Origin of the sequence: Streptomyces sp. NPDC005722 (genome assembly GCF_040630935.1) — a bacterium.
In the GTDB taxonomy this organism is placed as follows: Bacteria; Actinomycetota; Actinomycetes; order Streptomycetales; family Streptomycetaceae; genus Actinacidiphila.
Map to the genome: position 1 here is coordinate 53806 of NZ_JBEXYN010000024.1, position 20405 is coordinate 74210.

At 71.6% G+C, this 20405-nt stretch carries 21 protein-coding genes, 1 tRNA gene and 1 pseudogene; 12 read left to right on the forward strand and 11 right to left on the reverse strand.

Annotated elements, in window-relative coordinates; translation table 11 throughout:
- Window positions 1-82: 82 nt before the first annotated feature.
- Window positions 83-844 carry a phosphoglyceromutase gene (locus ABZ479_RS25600; protein WP_500463724.1) on the forward strand — a complete coding sequence of 254 codons (762 nt, stop codon included), beginning with the start codon at window positions 83-85 and terminating at the stop codon, window positions 842-844.
- 813 nt (window positions 845-1657) lie between these two features.
- On the opposite strand, the gene ABZ479_RS25605 is transcribed toward ABZ479_RS25600, so the two are convergent.
- Entirely contained in the window at window positions 1658-1873 is a 216-nt protein-coding gene (locus ABZ479_RS25605; protein WP_499609018.1) for a hypothetical protein, read from the reverse strand.
- 239 nt (window positions 1874-2112) lie between these two features.
- Window positions 2113-2316, reverse strand: coding sequence for a hypothetical protein (locus ABZ479_RS25610; RefSeq protein WP_500463725.1), 204 nt, complete (start codon window positions 2314-2316; stop codon window positions 2113-2115).
- Window positions 2317-2447: 131 nt separating this feature from the next.
- Between ABZ479_RS25610 and ABZ479_RS25615 the strand changes: the two genes are divergently transcribed.
- Window positions 2448-3113: a class I SAM-dependent methyltransferase gene (locus tag ABZ479_RS25615; RefSeq protein ID WP_500463726.1), complete on the forward strand. Its 666-nt coding sequence runs from the start codon at window positions 2448-2450 to the stop codon at window positions 3111-3113.
- A gap of 80 nt (window positions 3114-3193) precedes the next feature.
- Window positions 3194-3673 carry a VOC family protein gene (locus ABZ479_RS25620; protein ID WP_500463727.1) on the forward strand — a complete coding sequence of 160 codons (480 nt, stop codon included), beginning with the start codon at window positions 3194-3196 and terminating at the stop codon, window positions 3671-3673.
- Between the two features lie 83 nt (window positions 3674-3756).
- Here the strand turns inward: ABZ479_RS25620 and ABZ479_RS25625 are convergent, their stop codons facing one another.
- Window positions 3757-3927 carry a hypothetical protein gene (locus ABZ479_RS25625; RefSeq protein ID WP_158689751.1) on the reverse strand — a complete coding sequence of 57 codons (171 nt, stop codon included), beginning with the start codon at window positions 3925-3927 and terminating at the stop codon, window positions 3757-3759.
- Between the two features lie 187 nt (window positions 3928-4114).
- Window positions 4115-4795, reverse strand: coding sequence for a phosphate signaling complex protein PhoU (phoU, locus tag ABZ479_RS25630; protein ID WP_500463728.1), 681 nt, complete (start codon window positions 4793-4795; stop codon window positions 4115-4117).
- Between the two features lie 206 nt (window positions 4796-5001).
- Here phoU and phoR point away from each other — a divergent pair, with 206 nt between their 5' ends.
- Together phoR and phoP are read left to right on the forward strand one after the other, a co-directional pair.
- Complete coding sequence (gene phoR / locus ABZ479_RS25635) at window positions 5002-6288, forward strand: two-component system sensor histidine kinase PhoR (protein WP_499609030.1); 1287 nt, start codon at window positions 5002-5004, stop codon at window positions 6286-6288.
- On the forward strand, window positions 6285-6965 hold the full coding sequence (gene phoP, locus ABZ479_RS25640; protein WP_018559602.1) for a two-component system response regulator PhoP: 681 nt from the start codon (window positions 6285-6287) through the stop codon (window positions 6963-6965). The genes phoR and phoP overlap by 4 nt, the downstream gene beginning before the upstream one ends.
- A 159-nt stretch (window positions 6966-7124) precedes the next feature.
- On the opposite strand, the gene ABZ479_RS25645 is transcribed toward phoP, so the two are convergent.
- Complete coding sequence (locus ABZ479_RS25645; protein ID WP_500463729.1) at window positions 7125-7712, reverse strand: DUF461 domain-containing protein; 588 nt, start codon at window positions 7710-7712, stop codon at window positions 7125-7127.
- 614 nt (window positions 7713-8326) lie between these two features.
- Here ABZ479_RS25645 and ABZ479_RS25650 point away from each other — a divergent pair.
- From ABZ479_RS25650 to ABZ479_RS25675, 6 genes are all read left to right on the forward strand, one after another.
- Window positions 8327-8809, forward strand: coding sequence for a CarD family transcriptional regulator (locus ABZ479_RS25650; RefSeq protein WP_018559600.1), 483 nt, complete (start codon window positions 8327-8329; stop codon window positions 8807-8809).
- 228 nt (window positions 8810-9037) lie between these two features.
- Window positions 9038-9763, forward strand: a complete 726-nt coding sequence (ispD, locus tag ABZ479_RS25655) for a 2-C-methyl-D-erythritol 4-phosphate cytidylyltransferase (RefSeq protein ID WP_499609103.1) — start codon at window positions 9038-9040, stop codon at window positions 9761-9763.
- A complete protein-coding gene (gene ispF / locus ABZ479_RS25660; protein ID WP_500463730.1) occupies window positions 9753-10274 on the forward strand; it encodes a 2-C-methyl-D-erythritol 2,4-cyclodiphosphate synthase in 522 nt (173 codons plus the stop codon). The genes ispD and ispF overlap by 11 nt, the downstream gene beginning before the upstream one ends.
- Window positions 10275-10443: 169 nt before the next feature.
- Window positions 10444-11838: a cysteine--tRNA ligase gene (cysS, locus tag ABZ479_RS25665; protein ID WP_499609036.1), complete on the forward strand. Its 1395-nt coding sequence runs from the start codon at window positions 10444-10446 to the stop codon at window positions 11836-11838.
- 76 nt (window positions 11839-11914) lie between these two features.
- Window positions 11915-12871: a 23S rRNA (guanosine(2251)-2'-O)-methyltransferase RlmB gene (gene rlmB / locus ABZ479_RS25670; RefSeq protein ID WP_500463731.1), complete on the forward strand. Its 957-nt coding sequence runs from the start codon at window positions 11915-11917 to the stop codon at window positions 12869-12871.
- Between the two features lie 106 nt (window positions 12872-12977).
- Window positions 12978-14651, forward strand: coding sequence for a DoxX family protein (locus ABZ479_RS25675; protein ID WP_500463732.1), 1674 nt, complete (start codon window positions 12978-12980; stop codon window positions 14649-14651).
- Between the two features lie 163 nt (window positions 14652-14814).
- Here ABZ479_RS25675 and ABZ479_RS25680 read toward each other — a convergent pair whose 3' ends face one another.
- The 3 genes from ABZ479_RS25680 to ABZ479_RS25690 all read right to left on the reverse strand — a co-directional run bounded on the left by ABZ479_RS25680 (window position 14815) and on the right by ABZ479_RS25690 (window position 17411).
- Entirely contained in the window at window positions 14815-15552 is a 738-nt protein-coding gene (locus ABZ479_RS25680; protein WP_500463733.1) for a nucleotidyltransferase family protein, read from the reverse strand.
- 30 nt (window positions 15553-15582) lie between these two features.
- Window positions 15583-15996 (reverse strand): hypothetical protein, encoded by a 414-nt coding sequence (locus tag ABZ479_RS25685; protein ID WP_500463734.1) that lies wholly within the window; start codon window positions 15994-15996, stop codon window positions 15583-15585.
- Between the two features lie 299 nt (window positions 15997-16295).
- Window positions 16296-17411 (reverse strand): ABC transporter ATP-binding protein, encoded by a 1116-nt coding sequence (locus ABZ479_RS25690; protein WP_500463735.1) that lies wholly within the window; start codon window positions 17409-17411, stop codon window positions 16296-16298.
- Window positions 17412-17632: 221 nt separating this feature from the next.
- Between ABZ479_RS25690 and ABZ479_RS25695 the strand changes: the two genes are divergently transcribed.
- Window positions 17633-17705 (forward strand) — tRNA-Thr (locus ABZ479_RS25695).
- Window positions 17706-17784: 79 nt separating this feature from the next.
- Here the strand turns inward: ABZ479_RS25695 and ABZ479_RS25700 are convergent.
- From ABZ479_RS25700 to ABZ479_RS25710, 3 genes and pseudogenes are all read right to left on the reverse strand, one after another.
- A pseudogene (locus ABZ479_RS25700) lies at window positions 17785-17970 on the reverse strand (tyrosine-type recombinase/integrase); the annotation flags it as partial.
- 89 nt (window positions 17971-18059) lie between these two features.
- Complete coding sequence (locus ABZ479_RS25705; protein WP_500463736.1) at window positions 18060-20102, reverse strand: fibronectin type III domain-containing protein; 2043 nt, start codon at window positions 20100-20102, stop codon at window positions 18060-18062.
- A gap of 103 nt (window positions 20103-20205) precedes the next feature.
- Window positions 20206-20334, reverse strand: a complete 129-nt coding sequence (locus ABZ479_RS25710) for a hypothetical protein (RefSeq protein ID WP_500463737.1) — start codon at window positions 20332-20334, stop codon at window positions 20206-20208.
- Between the last annotated feature and the right edge of the window lie 71 nt (window positions 20335-20405).

The following is a 20405-nucleotide window of genomic DNA, read 5'->3' on the forward strand; positions in this document are numbered from 1 at the left end:
GGCGTAATGGGCCAGGGTGGCGAGCGCAGCTTACAGGTGCCCTCCGGAGGGCACCAAGGGGTTTTCTCCTAGACTCCATGGCATGGCAGATGCTCCCTACAAGCTGATCCTCCTCCGCCACGGCGAGAGCGAGTGGAACGCGAAGAACCTCTTCACCGGCTGGGTTGACGTCAACCTCAACGAGAAGGGGGAGAAGGAGGCGGTCCGGGGCGGCGAGCTGCTGAAGGACGCCGGACTCCTCCCCGACGTCGTCCACACCTCCCTCCAGAAGCGCGCGATCCGCACCGCGCAGCTGGCCCTCGAGGCCGCCGACCGGCACTGGATCCCCGTCCACCGCAGCTGGCGCCTCAACGAGCGCCACTACGGCGCCCTGCAGGGCAAGGACAAGGCGCAGACCCTCGCCGAGTTCGGCGAGGAGCAGTTCATGCTCTGGCGCCGCTCCTACGACACCCCGCCGCCGCCGATCGCCGACGACAGCGAGTTCTCGCAGGCCGACGACCCGCGCTACGCCTCCATCCCGCCGGAGCTGCGCCCGCGCACCGAGTGCCTCAAGGACGTCGTCCAGCGCATGCTGCCGTACTGGTACGACGGCATCGTCCCGGACCTCCTCACGGGCCGCACGGTCCTGGTCGCCGCCCACGGCAACAGCCTGCGCGCCCTCGTCAAGCACCTCGACGGCATCTCCGACGCCGACATCGCGGGCCTGAACATCCCCACCGGCATCCCGCTCGCCTACGAGCTCGACGCCGACTTCCGCCCCGTCACCCCGGGCGGCCGCTACCTCGACCCCGAGGCGGCCGCGGCGGCGATCGAGGCCGTGAAGAACCAGGGCAAGAAGAAGTAACCCGACGCGATCAAGCCCCCTACCTGCGGTTTCCCCGCGGGGAGGGGGCTTGTTGCCGCTCCGGGGCCGTCCCCGGGCCGTCAGTGAGTTGATCGGGCCGTGCCCAGCCCGTCGGCGACCCCGGCTCCGGCCGTTCTCCACAGGCGTGCCAAACGGATGCGCGAGGGCACAGCGGGGCCTGGTCCTCTGTCTTCCGACCCGGGGCCGACAAGGAAGGCCCGGTGGCCGGATCCCTTGGGGTTCGCACCGCGCCGGCCGCGTGGCACACTGCCCGCCATGAGACACAGCCGAAAGGGACATGCCGCGTAGGCGCCCTTCCCGCCTCCGGGCGGACAGCAGACGCTTCGCCGCAGATCGTGGGCGTTACTCGAAGATCGGCCGGCTCTCGGGCCCGGCGCAGGCGCAGGTGATCGCGCTGGAGCGAACACGGCTCCGGCCGGGCCTGGTGGGGCTGGCACTTTCGCGTTGGGCGGCCATCGCGCGGGCACCGATGGATCGCCTTCCCCGGCCGTTCCACGACCGGTGCGGGGTCTCGGACTGTTGCCCCGAACCGGCGGACGAACGCGACCTTCTGGAACTGGCGATATGTGCCCTGCCCAGGAAGGCGGCACGCGAGTTGCGCAGCATCGTGGAGCCCCTCGACCGAAGAATCCTTCGGCGGCCGGATGCCGTGCCGTACGGCGAGCCGTCACATCGCTGGTGGCGCGACGCCTTCTGACCTGACCGTCCTTGCCGCGCTCCCGGGCCCTCCGCGGCTCGCTGCGCGTGCGGGGGCGCCCCGCAGCGCGTTGCTGCGGGGCGCCCTGAGGGGGGCTAGTCGACCATCTGCCCGTCGCCCGTACCACCGACGCACTTCATCCCGACCACCTTTCCGCCGCCGTCCAAGCACTCACCCGGGGTGAGGCTTTCGGTGTGGGCGGTGGTGGTGGCGTTGTGGGTGGCGGCCGTGGCGGTGGCGGCGCCTGTGAGGCCGAGTCCGGCGAGGGCTGCCGTGGCGATGACGGCGGCGGAGATTCGTCGAATGCGCATGTGGTTCCCCTTTCACGGATTGCCTCGGACGGGGCACTAGCCAGCTTGATCTTCACCCATGACGGTGGCACGTCGTGCTGGGCCATTCGGGTGAGGGTCCTCGCGGACGCAGGGGCGTTGACCTGCGGAAACGCGCCGTGAGGGGCTGAGCGGCGCCGGGCGCCACGGACGCCGCACACCCTGCTCGGGGTCCGCGGGAAGGGGCGTCCGACCCCAGGCGTGGGCACCGAGGCCGCCGTTCAGGAGTGGAAGCCGCGGCCGAACTCCTCGGGCGGGTAGCCGAAGTCGTCCGGGCGCTCCCGGCGCAGTTCCTCGTGGCGGGCCGCGACCAGGTCGATGGCCTCGGGGATCGAGCAGCCGAGGGTTTCCCGGATCGTCCGCAGCGCGAACATGATCCGGTGGTCGAGGATGTCGCGGTCCACGCTCGCCGGCAGTACGGTCACGGGCCCTCCCAAGTCTCCGTCCCGGCAACGGAGTACAGCGACCACGCCCGGCCGCCGTCAACCGGATTCGCCCCGGCCCGGAGGAGAAGACCCCGCGGACGGCGCCCCGACACGGCCTAGGGTCGTGGCCCGTGACCGACCCCACCCCGCACTCCGTCTCGACGGCCGGTGCCTACGACTCCGTCGCCGTCCTCTACGCCGAGCTGTTCGGCGACTGGCTCGGTTCGCTCCCGCTGGACCGCGCGCTGATCACGGCCTTCGCCGACTCCGTCCGGGCCGCCGGCGGCAGGACCGTCGCCGACCTCGGCTGCGGGCCGGGGTACGTCACCGCGCACCTCAGGGACCTCGGGCTGGACGCGTTCGGCGTCGACCTGTCCCCCGAGATGATCCGCCTCGCCCGCGAGGCGTACCCGGAACTGCGCTTCGACGTCGGCTCGATGGACGCCCTGCACGACGTCGCCGACGGCGGGCTGGACGGCATCCTGTCCTGGTACTCCGTCATCCACACCCCGCCGCGCGACCTGCCCCCGTACTTCGACGAGTTCCGCCGCGTCCTGGCCCCGGGCGGCCACCTGCTGCTGGGCTTCTTCGAATCCGGCGGCGGCCCCCTCGACGCGTTCGACCACAAGGTGACGACGGCCTACCGCTGGCCGATCGACGACCTCGCCGCCCTGGCGGTGTCCGCCGGCTTCACCGAGACCGGCCGCATGCTCCGCGAGCCCGGGCCGGACGAGCGCTTCCGCAGGGGCCACCTGCTCATGACGCGAGGACCCGGGGAGCCGCAGGGGCACCGATGAGTTTGCCGCGCCCGGACCGTCCCCAGGACGTACGCGCCCGAACGCCGGGCGCACCACGCGTCAGGAACGAGGAGGCAGCGATGACCACCGACGGATTCACCACGTGCCTGTGGTTCGACGGGAAGGCCGAGGAGGCGGCGGAGTTCTACGTCTCGGTCTTCAAGAACTCGGCCGTCGGCACGATCGGCCGGTACAACGAGGCCGGGCCCGGGCCCGCCGGGTCCGTGATGGCCGTGGAGTTCACGGCCAACGGGCAGAAGTTCGTGGCGCTGAACGGCGGCCCGCACTTCACCTTCAACGAGGCGGTCTCGTTCCAGATCCGCTGCGCCGACCAGGCCGAGGTCGACCACTACTGGGACAAGCTCACCGACGGCGGCGAGGAGGGCCCCTGCGGGTGGCTCAAGGACCGGTTCGGGGTGTCCTGGCAGGTGTTCCCCGAGGTGCTGCTGGAGATGCTCGGGGACGCCGACCCGGAGAAGGCCGGGCGGGCCACGGCGGCGATGCTGTCCATGAAGAAGATGGACCTCGCCGCGCTGCGCCGGGCGTACGACGGCGTGTGACCGGGAGAACACGGCGTCGGGGGCCCGTCCGGACGGACGGGCCCCCGAGCGTGCAGAACGCGGGTGGCGTGGAACCGGTGGAGTCAGCAGCTGCCGCCGCAGCGGCAGGGCGCTCCGGACTGGCAACCGCATCCGCAGCCCGATCCGCAGCCGCACGCGCCGAGCAGCGGCAGCTCACGGATGCCGGGGGACTGCGGGGTCCCCTCGGGGGACGGCTGGTCGCGGGCGGTGGGCGATGTCGGGGACTCGGGCATGGGTACCCTCCTCTGCCGTTGGCGACGGCTGCTTGCATGCCTGTCACCAGTGAACGACACCGCACCCCGGCGCATCAACGGCGCGCGGAAGCGTTCCGCGCCGGGGGCGCACCCGCCCCGCGCGCCGCGTAGCGCCGGCAAGGCCCTACCGGAGAGGCCGGCAAGCCGCACCGGACGGGAGGAGTGCCTAGTCCGCCGGCATCGGGGTGGGCGCCGGGGACAGCTCGTCCGCGTGCTCGCCCGTGACCAGGTACACGACGCGCTTGGCGACGGAGACCGCGTGGTCCGCGAAGCGCTCGTAGTAGCGGCCGACGAGGGTGACGTCCACGGCCGTCTCGATGCCGTGCTTCCAGCGGTCGTCGAGCAGGTGCTGGAAGAGCGTGCGGTGCAGCTCGTCCATGCGGTCGTCGTCGGCCTCCAGCTGCAGCGCGTCGTCGACGTCCTTGCTGACGATGACCTCGGCGGCCTTCGCCATCAGGCGCTGCGCGAGCTGGCCCATCTCCAGGATCGTGCTGTGCAGGTCGCGCGGGACGGCGGTGTTGGGGAAGCGCAGCCGTGCGAGCTTCGCCACATGCCGGGCGAGGTCCCCGGCGCGCTCCAGGTCCGCGCTCATGCGCAGGCTGGTGACGACGATCCGCAGGTCGGTCGCGACGGGCTGCTGGCGGGCGAGCAGCGTGATGGCCCGGTTCTCCAGCTCGCGCTGCAGGTCGTCGACCTTCTCGTCGGCGGCGATCACGCTCTCCGCGAGCTTGAGGTCGGCGTCGAGCAGTGCCGTGGTGGCCCGCCCGATCGCGGAACCGACCAGCCGGGCCATTTCGACCAGGCCGTCACCGATCGAGTCGAGTTCCTCGTGATATGCGTCGCGCATCGCGTTCCTTCCGTTGCCACTCGAGTCGTTCGAAAAGAGGATTGTCCTCCCACGCTGACACGCTCCCCAACCTCGCGGGCGCACGCGTACCGCCCGAGCATCCGGAATGAACCGGTACTGACACCACGGTGAACTCTTGGCAACGCCCGTTCGAGAAGACGCTCCGACCCTGTGGGCCACTCATTTCGTCCCCCTAACCTGGGTGTATGGACGTGAACGCGGCAGTCGCCGCAGCCAGTGCGATCGCCGGGCTCTGCACCGGTGTGATCGCTGTGCTCGCGTTCCGCTGGAGCGAGCGGGAACAGGCCCGCCCCACACGCACATCCCTGCGGCCGGACGCCGCAGCCGTACTACCGCCGGGCGTGGACACGGTGCTCTCCGTGCTGCGCTCGTCGGCCGTCGTCCTCGACGAGGGCGACACGGTGGTCAAGGCCAGCTCGGCGGCGTACGCCCTCGGACTGGTGCGGGGCGGCAGGCTCGCCGTCGACCAGATGCTGCAGATGGCCCGCGAAACCCGGCGGGACGGCGAGATACGGCAGGTGGAACTCGAACTGCCACGTCGCGGCGCCGGCCGCGGCGAGGGCCTGGCGGTCTCCGCCCGGGTGGCACCCCTGGGGTCCCGCCTGGTGCTGCTGCTGGTCGAGGACCTGACCGACGCCCGGCGCATCGAGGCGGTACGGCGCGACTTCGTCGCCAACGTCAGCCATGAGCTCAAGACCCCGGTCGGCGCGCTGTCGCTGCTCTCCGAAGCGGTGATGGACGCCAGCGACGACCCCGAGGCCGTGGAACGCTTCGCGGGCCGGATGCAGATCGAGGCCGCCCGGCTGACCAGCCTGGTCCAGGAGATCATCGAGCTCTCCCGGGTCCAGGACGACAACCCCCTCGACGACGCCGAGCCGGTCGCCGTCGACGACCTCGTCGCCGAGGCGGTGGACCGCTGCCGCCACCCGGCGAACGCCAAGCAGATCACCATGGCCACCGGCGGTGCCCCCGACCTGTTCATCTGGGGCAACCGCGGCCAGCTCGCGGCCGCGCTCGGCAACCTCGTCGAGAACGCGGTCAACTACAGCCCGGCCCGTACCCGTGTGGGGATCGCGGGCCGCAGGGTCGCCGCACCCAGCGGCGACCTGATCGAGATCTCCGTGACCGACCAGGGAACCGGCATCTCCGAAAAGGACCGGGACCGCATCTTCGAGCGGTTCTACCGGGTCGACCCGGCGCGTTCGCGCGCCACGGGCGGCACCGGTCTCGGTCTGTCCATCGTCAAGCACGTGGCCGCCTCCCACGGCGGGGAGGTCACGGTGTGGAGCGCCGAAGGCCAGGGCTCCACCTTCACCCTGCGGCTGCCCGAAGCCGCGGCGACCCGGGACGGCCGGGACCGCTCCACCGCCGTGGCGGCGGAGGACGGGGAGCCCGAGCCAGGCTCCGGCTCCTCCTCCGCGCTCTACGAGACGTTTCCCGATCACATCCCCGCCCCGGAGGTCCTCCCGTGACCCGAGTACTCGTCGTCGAGGACGAAGAGTCCTTCAGTGATGCCCTGTCGTACATGCTCCGCAAGGAGGGCTTCGAGGTCGCCATCGCCGCGACCGGGCCCGACGCGCTGGACGAGTTCGAGCGCAACGGCGCCGACCTGGTCCTGCTCGACCTGATGCTGCCGGGCCTGCCCGGCACGGAGGTCTGCCGCCAGCTGCGGTTGAAGTCCACCGTCCCGGTGATCATGGTCACCGCGAAGGACAGCGAGATCGACAAGGTTGTCGGTCTCGAAATAGGAGCGGACGACTACGTCACCAAGCCCTACTCCTCCCGCGAGCTGGTCGCCCGCATCCGCGCCGTGCTGCGCCGCCGCGGCGAGCCCGAGGAGATCTCCCCCTCGGCGCTGGAGGCCGGCCCGGTCCGCATGGACGTCGACCGGCACGTCGTCACCGTCGGCGGCGGCAAGGTCGACCTGCCGCTCAAGGAGTTCGACCTCCTGGAGATGCTGCTGCGCAACGCGGGCCGCGTCCTGACCCGCATGCAGCTGATCGACCGGGTCTGGGGCGCCGACTACGTCGGCGACACCAAGACCCTCGACGTCCACGTCAAGCGCCTCCGCGCGAAGATCGAGCCGGACCCGGGTGCGCCGCGTTACCTGGTGACGGTCCGTGGCCTGGGCTACAAGTTCGAGCCGTAAACCGTCCGCGGCCAGGGTTGCCGGACGGAGTCCGGCGCAGCGCTGCGAAGCCGGTGAGGCCCCTTGGGGCCGAGCGGCCGGACCCGGGTGCCGCCGGACGTGAAGAGGCCCCGGGAGCGATGAGCTCCCGGGGCCCCTTCGTGTGCCGGTGCGCGGGCCTCAGCCGGCGGGCGACTCGGTGATCGTCTCGGTCTCGGTCGGCGAGGCCGTGACGCCCTCGGCGGGTGACTCGCCGGGGCTCGCGGTCTCCGTCGGCGAGGGCTTCTCGCTCGGCCCGAAGGAGGCGTAGTAGCCGGCGGCGGGGAGGGCGAGGCTCTGCAGCGCGACCTCGCCGGTCTTGCTGAAGTCGAAGACGACGTTCTTGAAGTCGCCGTCGTTCTTGCTCTCGGAGCCGCCCTTGAAGACGGCGGAGGGGTTGCCGTCGCCGCCGAGCAGCACGGAGCTGTGGGCGGGCAGCGAGATCGGGCCGGACAGCTCGGCGTCGAGCGAACCGACCTTCACGGAGTCCAGGGTCTGCTGCTCGTCGCCGTTGTTGAAGATCTTGGCCGTCACGGAGGAGGAGCCGTCGGAGGTGGCCTGGGTGAGCACCACGACGTTCTGGACCTCGATGTCGCCGACGCTGGTCGCGGCGTTGTCCGGCCTGACGCGCAGCGTCTCCGCGCTGTTCCCGGCAGCGCAGGCGGCGAGCGGGAAGAGCGAGAGTGCGAGGGCGGCGGCGAGAGCGCCGCGACGAAGGCTGCTGCTCACGGCGGCGGCATCTCCTTGGGCGGGGTACGGGCGTACGAAGGTTCGGACGTACGGGACTTACGGCTTACCTGGTGCGGGATTAGGTTACCGAGCCCGTCCGGCGTGCCCGCACCGGCCCACCCCCCGGCGGGGCGGGGCTTCACCCGCCCGGGTGTCCCGGAGGCGTCACAGGGGCCGCCCGGGGCCTTCCGCGGGGCCGCCGGACGGGCCGGCCCGGACCCGGCGGAATCCATTACCGGAATCCGCCGAACGATTCCCGCCACAACGGCAAGATCCATTTAACGTTCATCCGCCGGACGGAAATCCGGCGTGGTGCGAAAATGGATCACATCAAGCCCGCGGCGGCCGAACGGAGTAGCGGGAGACCCCCCGCAAGAGAGCGACAAACCGGGATGTTCCTCCTCTTGTCCTGGCCCTCCAGGGGGTGTAACGGGGGCGTTTCAAGGCCCCTCGGCACCCGCTCCGACCTGCGAATTCCGCCCTCCGCTCCCCCTTCGCAGCACGTTCCGGCCGCACTTGTCAAGCCCCGAGATATGCCCTGACCTGCGAAAACGCCATTCAGAACCAGCCGTTCCCGTGTTACCCTGGATAGCCACGGAAGGGGTACCTGTCACATGACGTTCAAGGTTGGCGACACCGTGGTCTATCCCCATCACGGGGCCGCGCTGATCGAGGCCATCGAAACTCGCCAGATCAAAGGCGTGGACAAGACCTACTTGGTGCTCAAGGTCGCCCAGGGCGACTTGACGGTACGCGTGCCCGCGGACAACGCGGAGTTCGTCGGCGTGCGCGACGTGGTCGGTCAGGAAGGGCTGGACCGGGTCTTCGAGGTGCTGCGCGCACCGTACACCGAGGAGCCCACCAACTGGTCCCGCCGGTACAAGGCAAATCTGGAGAAGCTCGCCTCCGGCGACGTCATCAAGGTCGCGGAAGTCGTGCGTGACCTGTGGCGTCGTGAGCGGGAGCGCGGGCTGTCGGCCGGCGAGAAGCGCATGCTCGCCAAGGCCCGCCAGATCCTGGTCAGTGAGCTCGCGCTCGCGGAGAACACCAACGAGGACAAGGCCGAGACCCTCCTCGACGAGGTCCTCGCGTCCTGACGCGGATTTCCGCCGTGGTGCCCGGTGCGTTCCCTACGCCGGGCACTGCGGCATGCCGGGGCGCCCTCACGGTGGCCTGGCACTTCGACGACGCCGAGGATCCCCCTCGTCTTCGTTCGCGCGTCGCTTCCCCCTGCATACTGGGTGCCGGGCCCGGGCAGCTGGCCCTGTCGGTGTCACGGAAGGGTCCGACAGGGGCTTCGCGCCCGGCACGTTGAGGCGATACCCATTTCGGCCAAGGACACAAACCTGACTACCGCGGCAGTCATTCCCGCCGCCGGACGTGGAGTCCGGCTCGGCCCCGGCGCGCCCAAGGCGCTGCGCACCCTGGGCGGCGTCCCGATCCTCGTGCACGCCGTACGTGCCATGACCCGCGCCCGCGCGGTGTCACTGGTCGTCGTCGTGGCGCCCCCGGACGGGGTCGCCGAGGTCAGGGCGCTGCTCGACAGCCACGGCCTGCCCGAGGCGAAGGACATAAGGATCGTCGCCGGCGGCGAGAGCCGGCAGGACTCGGTACGGCTCGGCCTGGCCGCGCTGCCGGACGAGGTCGAGGTGGTGCTCGTGCACGACGCCGCCCGCCCGCTGGTGCCGGTCGACATGGTCGACGCCGTCGCCGCCGCCGTGCGGGACGGCGCCTCGGCCGTCGTGCCGGGACTGCCGCTCGCCGACACGGTCAAGGAGATCGACCCGGCCACCGACGCCGTCGTCGGCACCCCGGACCGCTCGCTGCTGCGCGCCGTCCAGACCCCCCAGGGCTTCGACCGGGCGACGCTGCTCAAGGCGCACACCACGGTCACCGGCGCGGTCACGGACGACGCGAGCATGGTCGAGCGGCTCGGCGTCCCGGTGCGGGTCGTGCCGGGGCACGAGGAGGCCTTCAAGGTCACCCGCCCGCTGGACCTGGTCCTCGCCGAGGCCGTGCTCGCCCGCAGGAGGGCCACCGATGACTACTGAGCCGACCGCCGCCCCGGCGCCGTACGTCCCCGTGCTGCCCCAGGTGGGCATCGGCACCGACATCCACGCCTTCGAGGCGGGTCGCGAACTGTGGGTCGCGGGCCTGCTCTGGGAGGGCGAGGGGGACGGCCTGGCCGGGCACTCGGACGCCGACGTCGTCGCGCACGCCGCCTGCAACGCGCTGTTCTCCGCGGCCGGCATGGGCGACCTGGGCGCGCACTTCGGCACCGGCCGCCCGGAGTGGTCCGGCGCCTCCGGTGTGACCTTGCTCACGGAGGCGGCCCGGATCGTCCGCGAGGCGGGCTACGACATCGGCAACGTGGCCGTCCAGGTCATCGGCCCGCGCCCCAAGATCGGCAAGCGCCGCGACGAGGCGCAGAAGGTCCTCACCGACGCGGTGGGCGCCCCGGTCTCGGTCTCCGGTGCCACGACCGACGGCCTCGGCTTCACCGGGCGCGGCGACGGACTCGCGGCGGTGGCCACCGCACTGGTGGTCCGCAGGGCGAAGTGAGGGGCGGCGGTGGCGAGTTGCCACCGCCCTCCCGGGCCGTGCCGTCCGCCGTACGGGTGAAGCGGCCGCCCGCCGGGCGGGCGGTGCCACGGCCCCCGTGAGCGTCACAACACCGTGAAGCTCGCGCGGAGCGGACGGCGCACGCACCCGGGGCCACTACCCTTGATGCGTGACCATTCGCCTGTACGACACCGACGCACACCAGGTCCGTGACTTCACCCCGCTCCGGCCGGGCTGCGTCTCGATCTACCTGTGCGGCGCGACCGTGCAGGCAGCCCCGCACATCGGGCACATCCGGTCCGGGCTGAACTTCGACATCATGCGCCGCTGGTTCGCCTACCGCGGCTACGACGTGACGTTCGTCCGCAACGTCACCGACATCGACGACAAGATCATCGCCAAGTCCGGCGAGCAGGGCCGCCCCTGGTGGGCGATCGGCTACGAGAACGAGCGCGCCTTCAACGAGGGTTACGACGCCCTCGGCTGCCTGCCGCCCACGTACGAGCCGCGCGCCACCGGCCACGTGCCCGAGATGATCGAGATGATGCGCGGCCTCATCGAGCGCGGGTACGCCTACGAGTCCGAGGGCAACGTCTACTTCGACGTCCGCTCCTTCCCGGACTACCTGGAGCTGTCCAACCAGGAGCTCGACAACCTGCGCCAGCCGGAGAGCGAGGGTGAGACCGGCAAGCGGGACTCCCGCGACTTCGCGATGTGGAAGGCCGTCAAGCCGGGCGAGCCGTCCTGGGAGACCCCCTGGGGCCGCGGCCGTCCCGGCTGGCACCTGGAGTGCTCGGCGATGGCCCACAAGTACCTGGGCACCGCCTTCGACATCCACGGCGGCGGCATCGACCTGATCTTCCCGCACCACGAGAACGAGATCGCCCAGGCCAAGGCCTTCGGCGACGACTTCGCGCGGTACTGGGTGCACAACGCCTGGGTCACGATGAGCGGCGAGAAGATGAGCAAGTCGCTCGGCAACTCGGTCCTCGTCAGCGAGATGACCAAGCGCTGGCGGCCCATCGTGCTGCGCTACTACCTCGGAACCCCGCACTACCGCTCGATGATCGAGTACAGCGAGGAGGCGCTGCGCGAGGCCGAGTCGGCCTTCGCGCGGATCGAGGGCTTCGTGCAGCGGGTCGTCGAGATGGCGGGCCCGGTCGAGCCGGCCGCCGAGGTGCCGCCGGCCTTCGCCGAGGCGATGGACGACGACATGGGCGTCCCGCAGGCGCTGGCGATCGTCCACACCACCGTCCGGCAGGGCAACTCGGCGCTCACCGCGGACGACAAGGAGAGCGCCGTCGCCCGCCTCGCCGAGGTGCGCGCCATGCTCGGCGTCCTGGGCCTGGACCCGCTGGACCCGCACTGGACCGGCGACGGCCGCGGCGAGGACCTGCACGGGGTCGTCGACTCCCTCGTCCGGCTGGTGCTGGAGCAGCGGGAGTCGGCCCGCGGCCGCAAGGACTACGCGACCGCCGACGCCATCCGCGACCGCCTCCAGCAGTCCGGCCTGGAGATCGAGGACACCCCCTCCGGTCCGCGCTGGACGCTCGGCTCCCGGTAGCCGGGCGCCCGCGTCATCATTGACACGTACGTACGTTCACGCAGTAGCAGCAACAGCAGCAGGAAACAGGTGACCCATGGCCGGCAACAGCCAGCGCAGGAACCGCCGCACGTCCAACAAGAAGGGCGCCACGGTCGGTAGCGGCGGGCAGCGGCGCAGGGGCCTGGAGGGCAAGGGCCCCACCCCGCCCGCGGAGGCACGCAAGGGGCACGCCAAGCAGCGGGCCGCCAACGCCAAGGTGAAGCGCGCCGCGTCCACCCAGTCGCGCCGCCCCTCCGGCCGGGGCTCCAAGTCGACCTCGGAGCTGGTGGCCGGGCGCAACCCGGTGGTGGAGGCGCTGCGCGCCGACATCCCGGCCTCGGCGGTCTACGTCCAGCAGTTCATCGACAACGACGAGCGCGTGCGCGAGGCGATCAAGCTCGCCACCGACCGGGGCATCCCGCTGATGGAGGCCCCGCGCCCCGAGCTGGACCGCATCACCAACGGGCTGAACCACCAGGGCCTGGTGCTGCAGATCCCGCCCTACGAGTACGCCCACCCCGAGGACCTCGCCGCCGGGGCCCTCGACGCGGGCGAGGACCCGCTGATCGTCGCGCTGGACGGGGTCACCGACCCGCGCAACCTCGGTGCCGTCGTCCGCTCCGTCGCCGCCTTCGGCGGTCACGGGGTCGTCGTGCCCGAACGCCGCGCCGCCGGGATGACCGCGGGCGCCTGGAAGACCTCGGCCGGCACCGCCGCGCACGTCCAGGTCGCCCGGGCCACCAACCTCACCCGGACGCTGGAGGCCTACCAGAAGGCGGGCCTCACGGTCGTCGGCCTCGCCGCCGACGGTGAGGTCGACCTGCACGAGCTGGAAGCGCTGGCCGGACCGGTCGTCGTCGTCGCCGGCTCGGAGGGCAAGGGCCTGTCGCGGCTCGTCGGCGAGACCTGTGACCTGCGGGTCCGCATCCCGATGCCGGGCGGCGCGGAGTCGCTGAACGCGGGCGTCGCCGCGGGCATCGTGCTCTACGAGGCGTCCCGTCGCCGGGCCTGAACCCGCACGCGCCCCCGGGCGCGCCCCGGCGACAACCCCTGATTGACGGGCCTCGGACACAACGGGGCCCGTCACACAGTGTCCTTATCGGGTGTCACTCGGTTAGATGAGTGTGGACACCAGAACACCCCGCACTCCTCCGGGGGGACGGTCGTCGTCGATCACCGACGAGCCTGTGCTCAACATGCTCAAGGTCTCCTCCGACCCCGCCCAGGTCATCGTCAATCACGCGAGCTTCCGCGTGCAGCTCGGCGCGACCTCGGGCCGTGCCCTGACGAGGACCCAGCGCGTCCCCGTCATCCCCACCTCCGTCCGCCCCTCCGCCGCCGCGCAGCGGCGCGGCGCGCCCCTGGTGTGGTCCGGGCGCAGCGAACCCGGCGACGCCGCCGCCACCCAACTGCTCGCCGCGGTGCGCCACGGCCAGCAGGACGGCCTCGACCTCGGCGCCGCGACGCAGGTGCTGCCGCGGATCGAGGAGCCGCCGCAGCCCGTCGTCGGCCCGCCGCGCCGGCCGCCGGCGCCCGGCGAGATGCTCGGCGGCATCCGCCCGGCGCGCGGTGCCTACGACGACTACCTCGACTCCGAGGACACCAGCGAGTTCGCGTACACCGCACCCCCCGCCGGTCCCGCCGACGAGGACCCCGACTTCGACCCGTACGAGGAGCCGGGCGAGGAGCACGGCCTCGGCCGCAACCGGGACCGTGCCGATCCCATCCGGCACGCCTACTACCCGGGCCGCCGGATGAACCTCGGCATCGTCCTGCTGCCGCTGCGCATCTTCCTCGGCTTCATCTCCATCTACGCCGGCATGGGCAAGCTCTGCGACCCCGTCTACTTCGACGGCGGCAAGCGCGGCTCGATGGTGACCTGGCTCGCCTCGCTCCATCCCTGGGGAATGGCCGAGCCGCTGCGCGACCTCGCCCTCGCGCACCCCATCGGCGCCGGGCTGACGGTGGCCTTCCTGCAGGTCATCGCCGGTGTGCTGACGGTCTTCGGGCTCTGGCAGCGGTTCGCCGCGTCGGTCGGCGCCCTGCTGTCGGTGGCGCTGCTGGTGACGGTGAGCTGGCGGACCGTCCCGGCCTACGACACGCCCGACATCATCCTGCTCGCCGCCTGGAGCCCGCTGGTCATCGCGGGGGCGCCGGTCTACTCCGCCGACGGGCGCCTGGCGAGCGAGGCCTGGCGCAAGCTCGGCCCGCGCGCCCCGCTCGGGGAGCTGCGGCGCCGGGTGCTGCGCCGCGGCGCGGTGCTGGCCACGGTGCTGGTCGGCATCTCGCTCGTGGTCGGGGCCACCCTCGGCACCGCCGTACGGTCCACCAGCCCGCGGTCGCAGCTCCCCGCCCCGACCGACCTGCCGACCAACGACCTCGAGGGCTCACCGCTGCCCGAGGTGCCCGGCGAGAAGTCCTCCCGGCCTTCCGCGACCCCCTCGGCGGGCCGCTCCGGCGGTCCCTCGTCCTCGCCGTCCTCCTCGCCGTCCGCCCCGGGTGCGGCGTCCTCGGTGCCGAACACCCGGCAGTCGCGTCCGGGGTCGTCCTCGGCCAACACCGGCAGCGGCGGCGGCACCGGCGGCGGTCCCGCGCAGACCGTGCCGTCCGTCCCGTCCCGCCCCACGGTGCCCAACAACCCGCCCACCCCGGGCGGCGGCAGCGGGGCCGGCGGCAACGGCGGCGGCTCCTCCGACAGCGGCGGCGCGCTCGGCGGCCTGCTGGGCAGCGGGGAGACCTCCGGCTGGCTGCTCGGCGCCCCGGCGCGGCACGGCTCGGGGAAGGTCGCGTAACGCCCGTACGGGACACGGGAAGAGGCGGCCGGAGGTTCCTTCCTCCGGCCGCCTCTTCGTGCCCGGTGCGGGCCGTCCTGGGCCGTCCCGGCCCGTTGCGCGGTGCTGCGTCCGTTGTGCGGTGCTGCGTCCGTCGTGCCGGCCGCGACCCGGCCCGTCGCGCTCAGGTCCGGGAGGCGAGTTCCTTCGCGGCCTCGGCCAGGTCCTTGGCGGTGTCGATGGCCCGCCAGTACGCGCCCTGGGGCAGCGGGAAGCCCGCGAGCCGCCGTTCGCGGGCGAGTTGGGGGAAGGTCGTGCGCTCGTGGTCACCGCGTTCCGGGAGCAGCCCGGTGAACTCGGGGGAGAAGACGTATACGCCCGCGTTGATGAGGAACGGCGAGGGCGGCGACTCGATGAAGTCCAGGACGTGGCCGAACTCGTCGGTCTCCACGGCGCCCCACGGGATGCGCGGGCGGGCCAGCGCCAGCGTGGCGACCGCGCCCCGCTCGACGTGGAAGGCGGCCATCTCCCGCAGCGAGAACCGCGTCCAGATGTCGCCGTTGGTGGCGTACCAGGCTTCCTGCGGCCGGGGCAGGGAGGCGGCGGCGTACCTCAGGCCACCGCCGCGGCCGAGCGGTTCGCGTTCGACGACCGTGGTCACCCGCAGCGGCAGGTCGGCCGCCGCGCCCGCGAGCCACTCCTGGAGGACCTCAGCGAGATGGCCGCACGAGACAACGGCGTCGGTGACGCCCTCGGCGGCCAGCCAGGCGAGTTGATGGCCGATGATCGGGATCCCGGTTCCGGGGATCTCGATCATCGGCTTGGGGCGGGTGTCGGTGTAGGGCCTCAGACGGGAGCCCTGTCCTCCGGCGAGGAGGACAGCCTGGGTCACCGTCTGGGAGGTCGCGGGCGTGCCGGTCATGGGCGCACCCTACGTGACCCGCGCGTCGGGTCATCCGAGCGAGGCCACGCCCGTCGCGAAGGCGGTGTCGCAGACCGGCCGCGACCAGGCCTGGGCGCGGTGCACCGAGCCGTACTTGGCGACCGCGGCACGGCCCAGGGACCGGGCGATCGAGCCGCAGTACTGCGCCAGCGAAGGCCGCTCGTTCATCTCGCGCTGCAGGTGCGTCAGGGCGATGCCGGGGTTCTTCTCCTGCAGCTCGCCCAGCAGCTTGCGGCGGAGCACCTCCTGCGGGGCCGACCGCTGGGACGCCGCCTCCTTCTGGTGCGAGGCGGTGAGGACTTGGGCCTCGGACGCCGAAGTCGCCCACGGGACGCGGGTGACGGCGAGGGTGCCGGAGAGCACGAGGACGACCGGGAGGACGAGGGCGAGTGACTTGCCGATGCGGCGGGCTACCTGGTTCACGGCAGTGATGGTAGCGAGGAGTGATGATTTGGCGACATTTAGCCACTCTGATGAGTGATGAATGCCCCTTGATCGACTACGGGAGCATTGACGAACATGGTCGAAACGCCATTGTATGACCGGAAATGAGGGGTGATCCGGCCCCGGAACGGCCGTGATCCGGCGCGAACACCGGGGCCCGGTTCCGCGAACACCGGGGCCCGGCCCCGGGAACGACCATGGCCCGGCCCCCCTTGCGCGGGGGCCGGGCCACACGGGTCCTCAGCGGTGGGGCGACCCTGCGGTCACCGTCCGGCCGCTCAGTCGCTCAGGCGCTCACCGGTGGAGGTGGAGAAGACGTGGCTCTCGCCGGCGCGCGGCACGACGCGCAGCACGGAGCCCTTCTCCGGCACCTGGCGGCCGCCGACGCGGATGACCAGGTCCTTGTGCTCGCCGCCGACCTCGGCCGAGCCGTAGACGAAACCGTCCGCGCCCAGCTCCTCGACGACGTTCACCGTCACGGCCAGACCGGCCGGCTCGTCCTTCGACAGGCCCGCGTCGCCGTCCACGATGTCGAAGTGCTCCGGGCGGACGCCGACGGTGACCGTGCGGTCGCCCTTGTCGGCTGCGGCCTGCACCGCGTCGCGCTCGACCGGGACCACCGAGTTGCCGAACTTCACGCCGCCGTCGGCGATCGGCACCTCGACCAGGTTCATCGCCGGGGAGCCGATGAAGCCCGCGACGAAGAGGTTGGCCGGCCGGTCGTACATGTGGCGCGGGGTGTCGACCTGCTGCAGCAGACCGTCCTTGAGGACCGCCACGCGGTCGCCCATGGTCATGGCCTCGGTCTGGTCGTGGGTGACGTAGACCGTGGTGGTGCCGAGGCGGCGCTGCAGGGAGGCGATCTGCGTACGGGTCTGGACACGGAGCTTGGCGTCCAGGTTGGACAGCGGCTCGTCCATGAGGAAGACCTGCGGCTCACGGACGATCGCGCGGCCCATCGCCACACGCTGGCGCTGACCACCGGAGAGCGCCTTGGGCTTGCGGCCCAGGTACTCGGTCAGGTCCAGGATCTTGGCGGCTTCCTCGACCCGGGTGCGGATGTCCGCCTTGTTGACGCCCGCGATCTTCAGGGCGAAGCCCATGTTGTCCGCGACGGTCATGTGCGGGTAGAGCGCGTAGTTCTGGAACACCATGGCGATGTCCCGGTCCTTGGGCGGCAGGTGGGTGACGTCCCGGTCACCGATCCGGATGGCGCCGCCGTTGACGTCCTCCAGGCCGGCCAGCATGCGGAGCGAGGTCGACTTGCCGCAGCCGGAGGGGCCGACGAGGACGAGGAACTCGCCGTCCTCGATGTCGATCTGGAGCTGGTCGACGGCGGGGCGCTCGGACCCGGGGTAGATCCGGGTCGCCTTGTCGAAAGTGACAGTAGCCATGGTGCAGTGGTCCCTTCACCGGCAGGAACGTGCCGGACGATCCGAGTAAAGGAATGAGGTCTAGTCCACAGGGTGTGGACCTTCCGTGACGCTACCCGCCCAGCCCCGCTTTGTCAGTACCCTCCCGGCGCCCAATTCCCCGACCCTCCCCCCTCCCCGCCTGGGTACACTTCTCATGGCCCCACCCGTCACCCGGGCACCCGGAGCGGGGACGGTGCCGTGCCGCCTTAGCTCAGCTGGTAGAGCACCGCTCTTGTAAAGCGAAGGTCGTCGGTTCGAACCCGACAGGCGGCTCTTTCCATGACCTGCACCAACGCCTCCCGTGACGGATGTCACGGGAGGCGTTGACGGCAGATTGTGACGGCAGTCACCTCTAACGGCGCCGCTTGAGCAGCCGGTCCATGTGACTCATCGCCTCCCGGCGGCTGTCGTCACTGACGTGCGTGTAGACGTTCATCGTGACCGCGATCTGCGAGTGGCCCAGGATCTCCATGACGGTGCGCGGTGCGAGGCCGGCCGCGAAGAGCAGGTACGCACAGCCGCGCCGCGTGTCATGGTCCAGGACTTGCTGAGGTGCTGGACCGGCATGTGCACCACCTGCGGCCGCCCTCTCACCCCGAACAGAAGCAGAACCAGAACCCATCCAAGCTAGACGCGATCCTGGAAGACGGTGTACCAGGGGTACGTGCCCGCCACGGTGCCGTCGGCCGTCACGGCCTCCAGCGTGTAGAAGTACGTGTTCCCCTTCGTCGCCGTGGTGTCCGCCCACGTCCGGGCGTCCGCCGGGAGTAGTCCGCCGTGTTGGGGCTCGTACGCCTTGGTCGCCGGGTTCCACCGGCTCACGCGGTAGCCGGTGACCGTGGCGCAGCGGGCCGTGTCGGTGCACTGCCAATCGACGGACGGACGGGTGGCCGTCGCGTTGTGGCTCAACCTGCCGAGGTTCCAGTCCCGGGTGACGGTCACGGACGGCCGGACGTCGAGCTCGGTGGCCTCGACCATGGTGACCTTCGGGTCGCTCGGGTGCAGCGTGTTGCCCCAGCGGTCCATGGCCATCACCGCGTACACGTGCGTCTCGCCGGCCGGCAGGTCGCCGCAGAGGATCGCGAGCGGATTGCTCGTACCCTCCGCGCAGGTGTCGGGGCCGAGCCACTTGACCGTGCCGTCGGCCTGCCGGACGCCCTTCCACACCACGTACTCGTCGATGTCGTCCTCAGGCGAGGCGGCCCAGCTCACCAGCATGCCGTCGGCGCGCGGGGTGACCTTCACGCCGGTGACCCGGCCGGGCGCCACGGTGTCGCCGGTGCGGACGACGAGCGGCGCGGAGTACGCCGACTCGTTGCCGTCCGGGTCCACCGCCGTGACGGCGTACGTCACGTACGTGTTCACGGGCATGTCCAGGTCGACGCACCGGCCCCCGTTGCCCGCCTCGTCGCTTCCCTCTTCGGCGCAGGCCACCTCCGTGCGCGCGGCCGGGTCGAAGGTCTTGCCGGGCGAGCGGTACACGCGGTAGTGCCCGCCGTTGTCCCAATCCTCGACCCAGCGGCCGCCGGGCGCCATCCAGTTCACCGACGTGGAGGCGGGAACGGCGTAGGAGTTCAGGCCGGTCGGGGACTCCGGCGGCGTACGGTCGACGCCGTCGCCGGTGACCGTCGCGTACGCCCCAGGGTTGCCGAGCGCGTCGACGCCGCGGACGCGGTAGTAGCGCGGGGCGTTCGGGGGCGCGTCGGTCCGGTACGACGCCGTGGTCGTCGTGCCCAGCAGCTCGAACGGGCCGATGGCCGCGGACGAGGCGTACACCTCGTACTTCGCCGCGTCGGCGACGGCCTGCCAGTTCAGGGCGGCCCACCACGCGTCGCTGACGACCGTGAGACCGGTCGGGGGCACCGGGCCCGTGCGGTCCACGGTCGTCGCCGTCACGTCCGGGCTGCCGGCGGACTCGCGGCCCGCCTTGTCGACAGCGCGAACCTCGTACAGGAACGTCTGGCCGGTCGCGGACGTCGCGTCGACGAAGGACCGGGAGGTGAGCAGTGACGAGCCGCTGACCTTCGCCCAGCTCGTGGCGCTCAGCCGGCGGTACACGCGGTAACCGGCGAGGTCCATCTCCTTGTTCGCGGCCCAGCGTAGGGTCGTCTTGGCTGTGTCGCGGTTGTACGCGGCGGTGAGGCCGGTCGGGGCGAGCGGCTTGACCGTGTCAACGGCGGCCTCGGTACGCGGGGCGTACGTGAAGGCGGCGTTGGCGACGCCGGTCCATGCGACGTAGTCCACGCGGAGCGTGTGCTTGCCGGCCGGGATGCTCAGGTTGACGGTCTTGCGGGCGGTGGTGGAGACGTTCTTCCACAGGTCGATCTTCCGCGCACCGTCGACGTAGATGCGCATACCGTCCTGCGTGGCGGCGGAGAGTCGGAAGGGACCGCCCGAGCCGAAGTCCCGGGTGAGGGACCAGCGGACGGAGAAATTGTCCTTGGGCAGCGTGACGCCGGCCGGGTCGCCGTACCCGTAGTTCTCGCTGATGGCGGAGTCGCAGGCGGTCAGCTTCGGCGTGCCGCTGAAGGTGGAGTTGCCGAAGTACTGCGCCCTCCAGACGGGAGAGGTGCAGGTGACCGCCGCGGAGGCGGGGGCGGCGGTGATCAGGCCGCCGGTGGCGGCGAGCGCCGCCGTCGCAGCCAGCGTGGACAGCCGGGTACGAGTCATCACAGAGAGTGGGCCCCTTCTGGACCAAGGGAAAGCAGTGAGACGGTGACGCCTGTGTGACTCATGAGGCGGGAGCAGGGTTGCCCCGCCCGCTCACCATTCTTCACGGACGTTCGCCGGCGTCGGCCGTACCGGTGGACGTCAGCCGTAGCGGCGCCGCGCGCATGTTCCCGTCCGGCAACCGCTCGGCCACCAGCTGGATCGACTTGCGCCGGCCACATCCCTCCGCCATGCCTCCGACCAGCCGAGATCAGCAGACCTCACGAAGCACGACTGGTGTTGGCAGTCCCGGATCCTGGTCTT

Excerpts from the sequence above, each read along its gene's own strand:
- phoR (WP_499609030.1), top strand. The coding sequence starts at position 5,002 with ATGGACGTGAACGCGGCAGTCGCCGCAGCCAGTGCGATCGCCGGGCTC.
- ABZ479_RS25680 (WP_500463733.1), bottom strand. The coding sequence starts at position 15,552 with ATGACCGGCACGCCCGCGACCTCCCAGACGGTGACCCAGGCTGTCCTC.
- ispF (WP_500463730.1), top strand. The coding sequence starts at position 9,753 with ATGACTACTGAGCCGACCGCCGCCCCGGCGCCGTACGTCCCCGTGCTG.
- ABZ479_RS25625 (WP_158689751.1), bottom strand. The coding sequence starts at position 3,927 with ATGCCCGAGTCCCCGACATCGCCCACCGCCCGCGACCAGCCGTCCCCC.
- ABZ479_RS25710 (WP_500463737.1), bottom strand. The coding sequence starts at position 20,334 with ATGGCGGAGGGATGTGGCCGGCGCAAGTCGATCCAGCTGGTGGCCGAG.
- ABZ479_RS25650 (WP_018559600.1), top strand. The coding sequence starts at position 8,327 with ATGACGTTCAAGGTTGGCGACACCGTGGTCTATCCCCATCACGGGGCC.
- phoU (WP_500463728.1), bottom strand. The coding sequence starts at position 4,795 with ATGCGCGACGCATATCACGAGGAACTCGACTCGATCGGTGACGGCCTG.
- rlmB (WP_500463731.1), top strand. The coding sequence starts at position 11,915 with ATGGCCGGCAACAGCCAGCGCAGGAACCGCCGCACGTCCAACAAGAAG.
- ABZ479_RS25600 (WP_500463724.1), top strand. The coding sequence starts at position 83 with ATGGCAGATGCTCCCTACAAGCTGATCCTCCTCCGCCACGGCGAGAGC.
- ABZ479_RS25690 (WP_500463735.1), bottom strand. The coding sequence starts at position 17,411 with ATGGCTACTGTCACTTTCGACAAGGCGACCCGGATCTACCCCGGGTCC.
- ABZ479_RS25605 (WP_499609018.1), bottom strand. The coding sequence starts at position 1,873 with ATGCGCATTCGACGAATCTCCGCCGCCGTCATCGCCACGGCAGCCCTC.
- ABZ479_RS25620 (WP_500463727.1), top strand. The coding sequence starts at position 3,194 with ATGACCACCGACGGATTCACCACGTGCCTGTGGTTCGACGGGAAGGCC.
- ABZ479_RS25675 (WP_500463732.1), top strand. The coding sequence starts at position 12,978 with ATGAGTGTGGACACCAGAACACCCCGCACTCCTCCGGGGGGACGGTCG.
- ABZ479_RS25705 (WP_500463736.1), bottom strand. The coding sequence starts at position 20,102 with ATGACTCGTACCCGGCTGTCCACGCTGGCTGCGACGGCGGCGCTCGCC.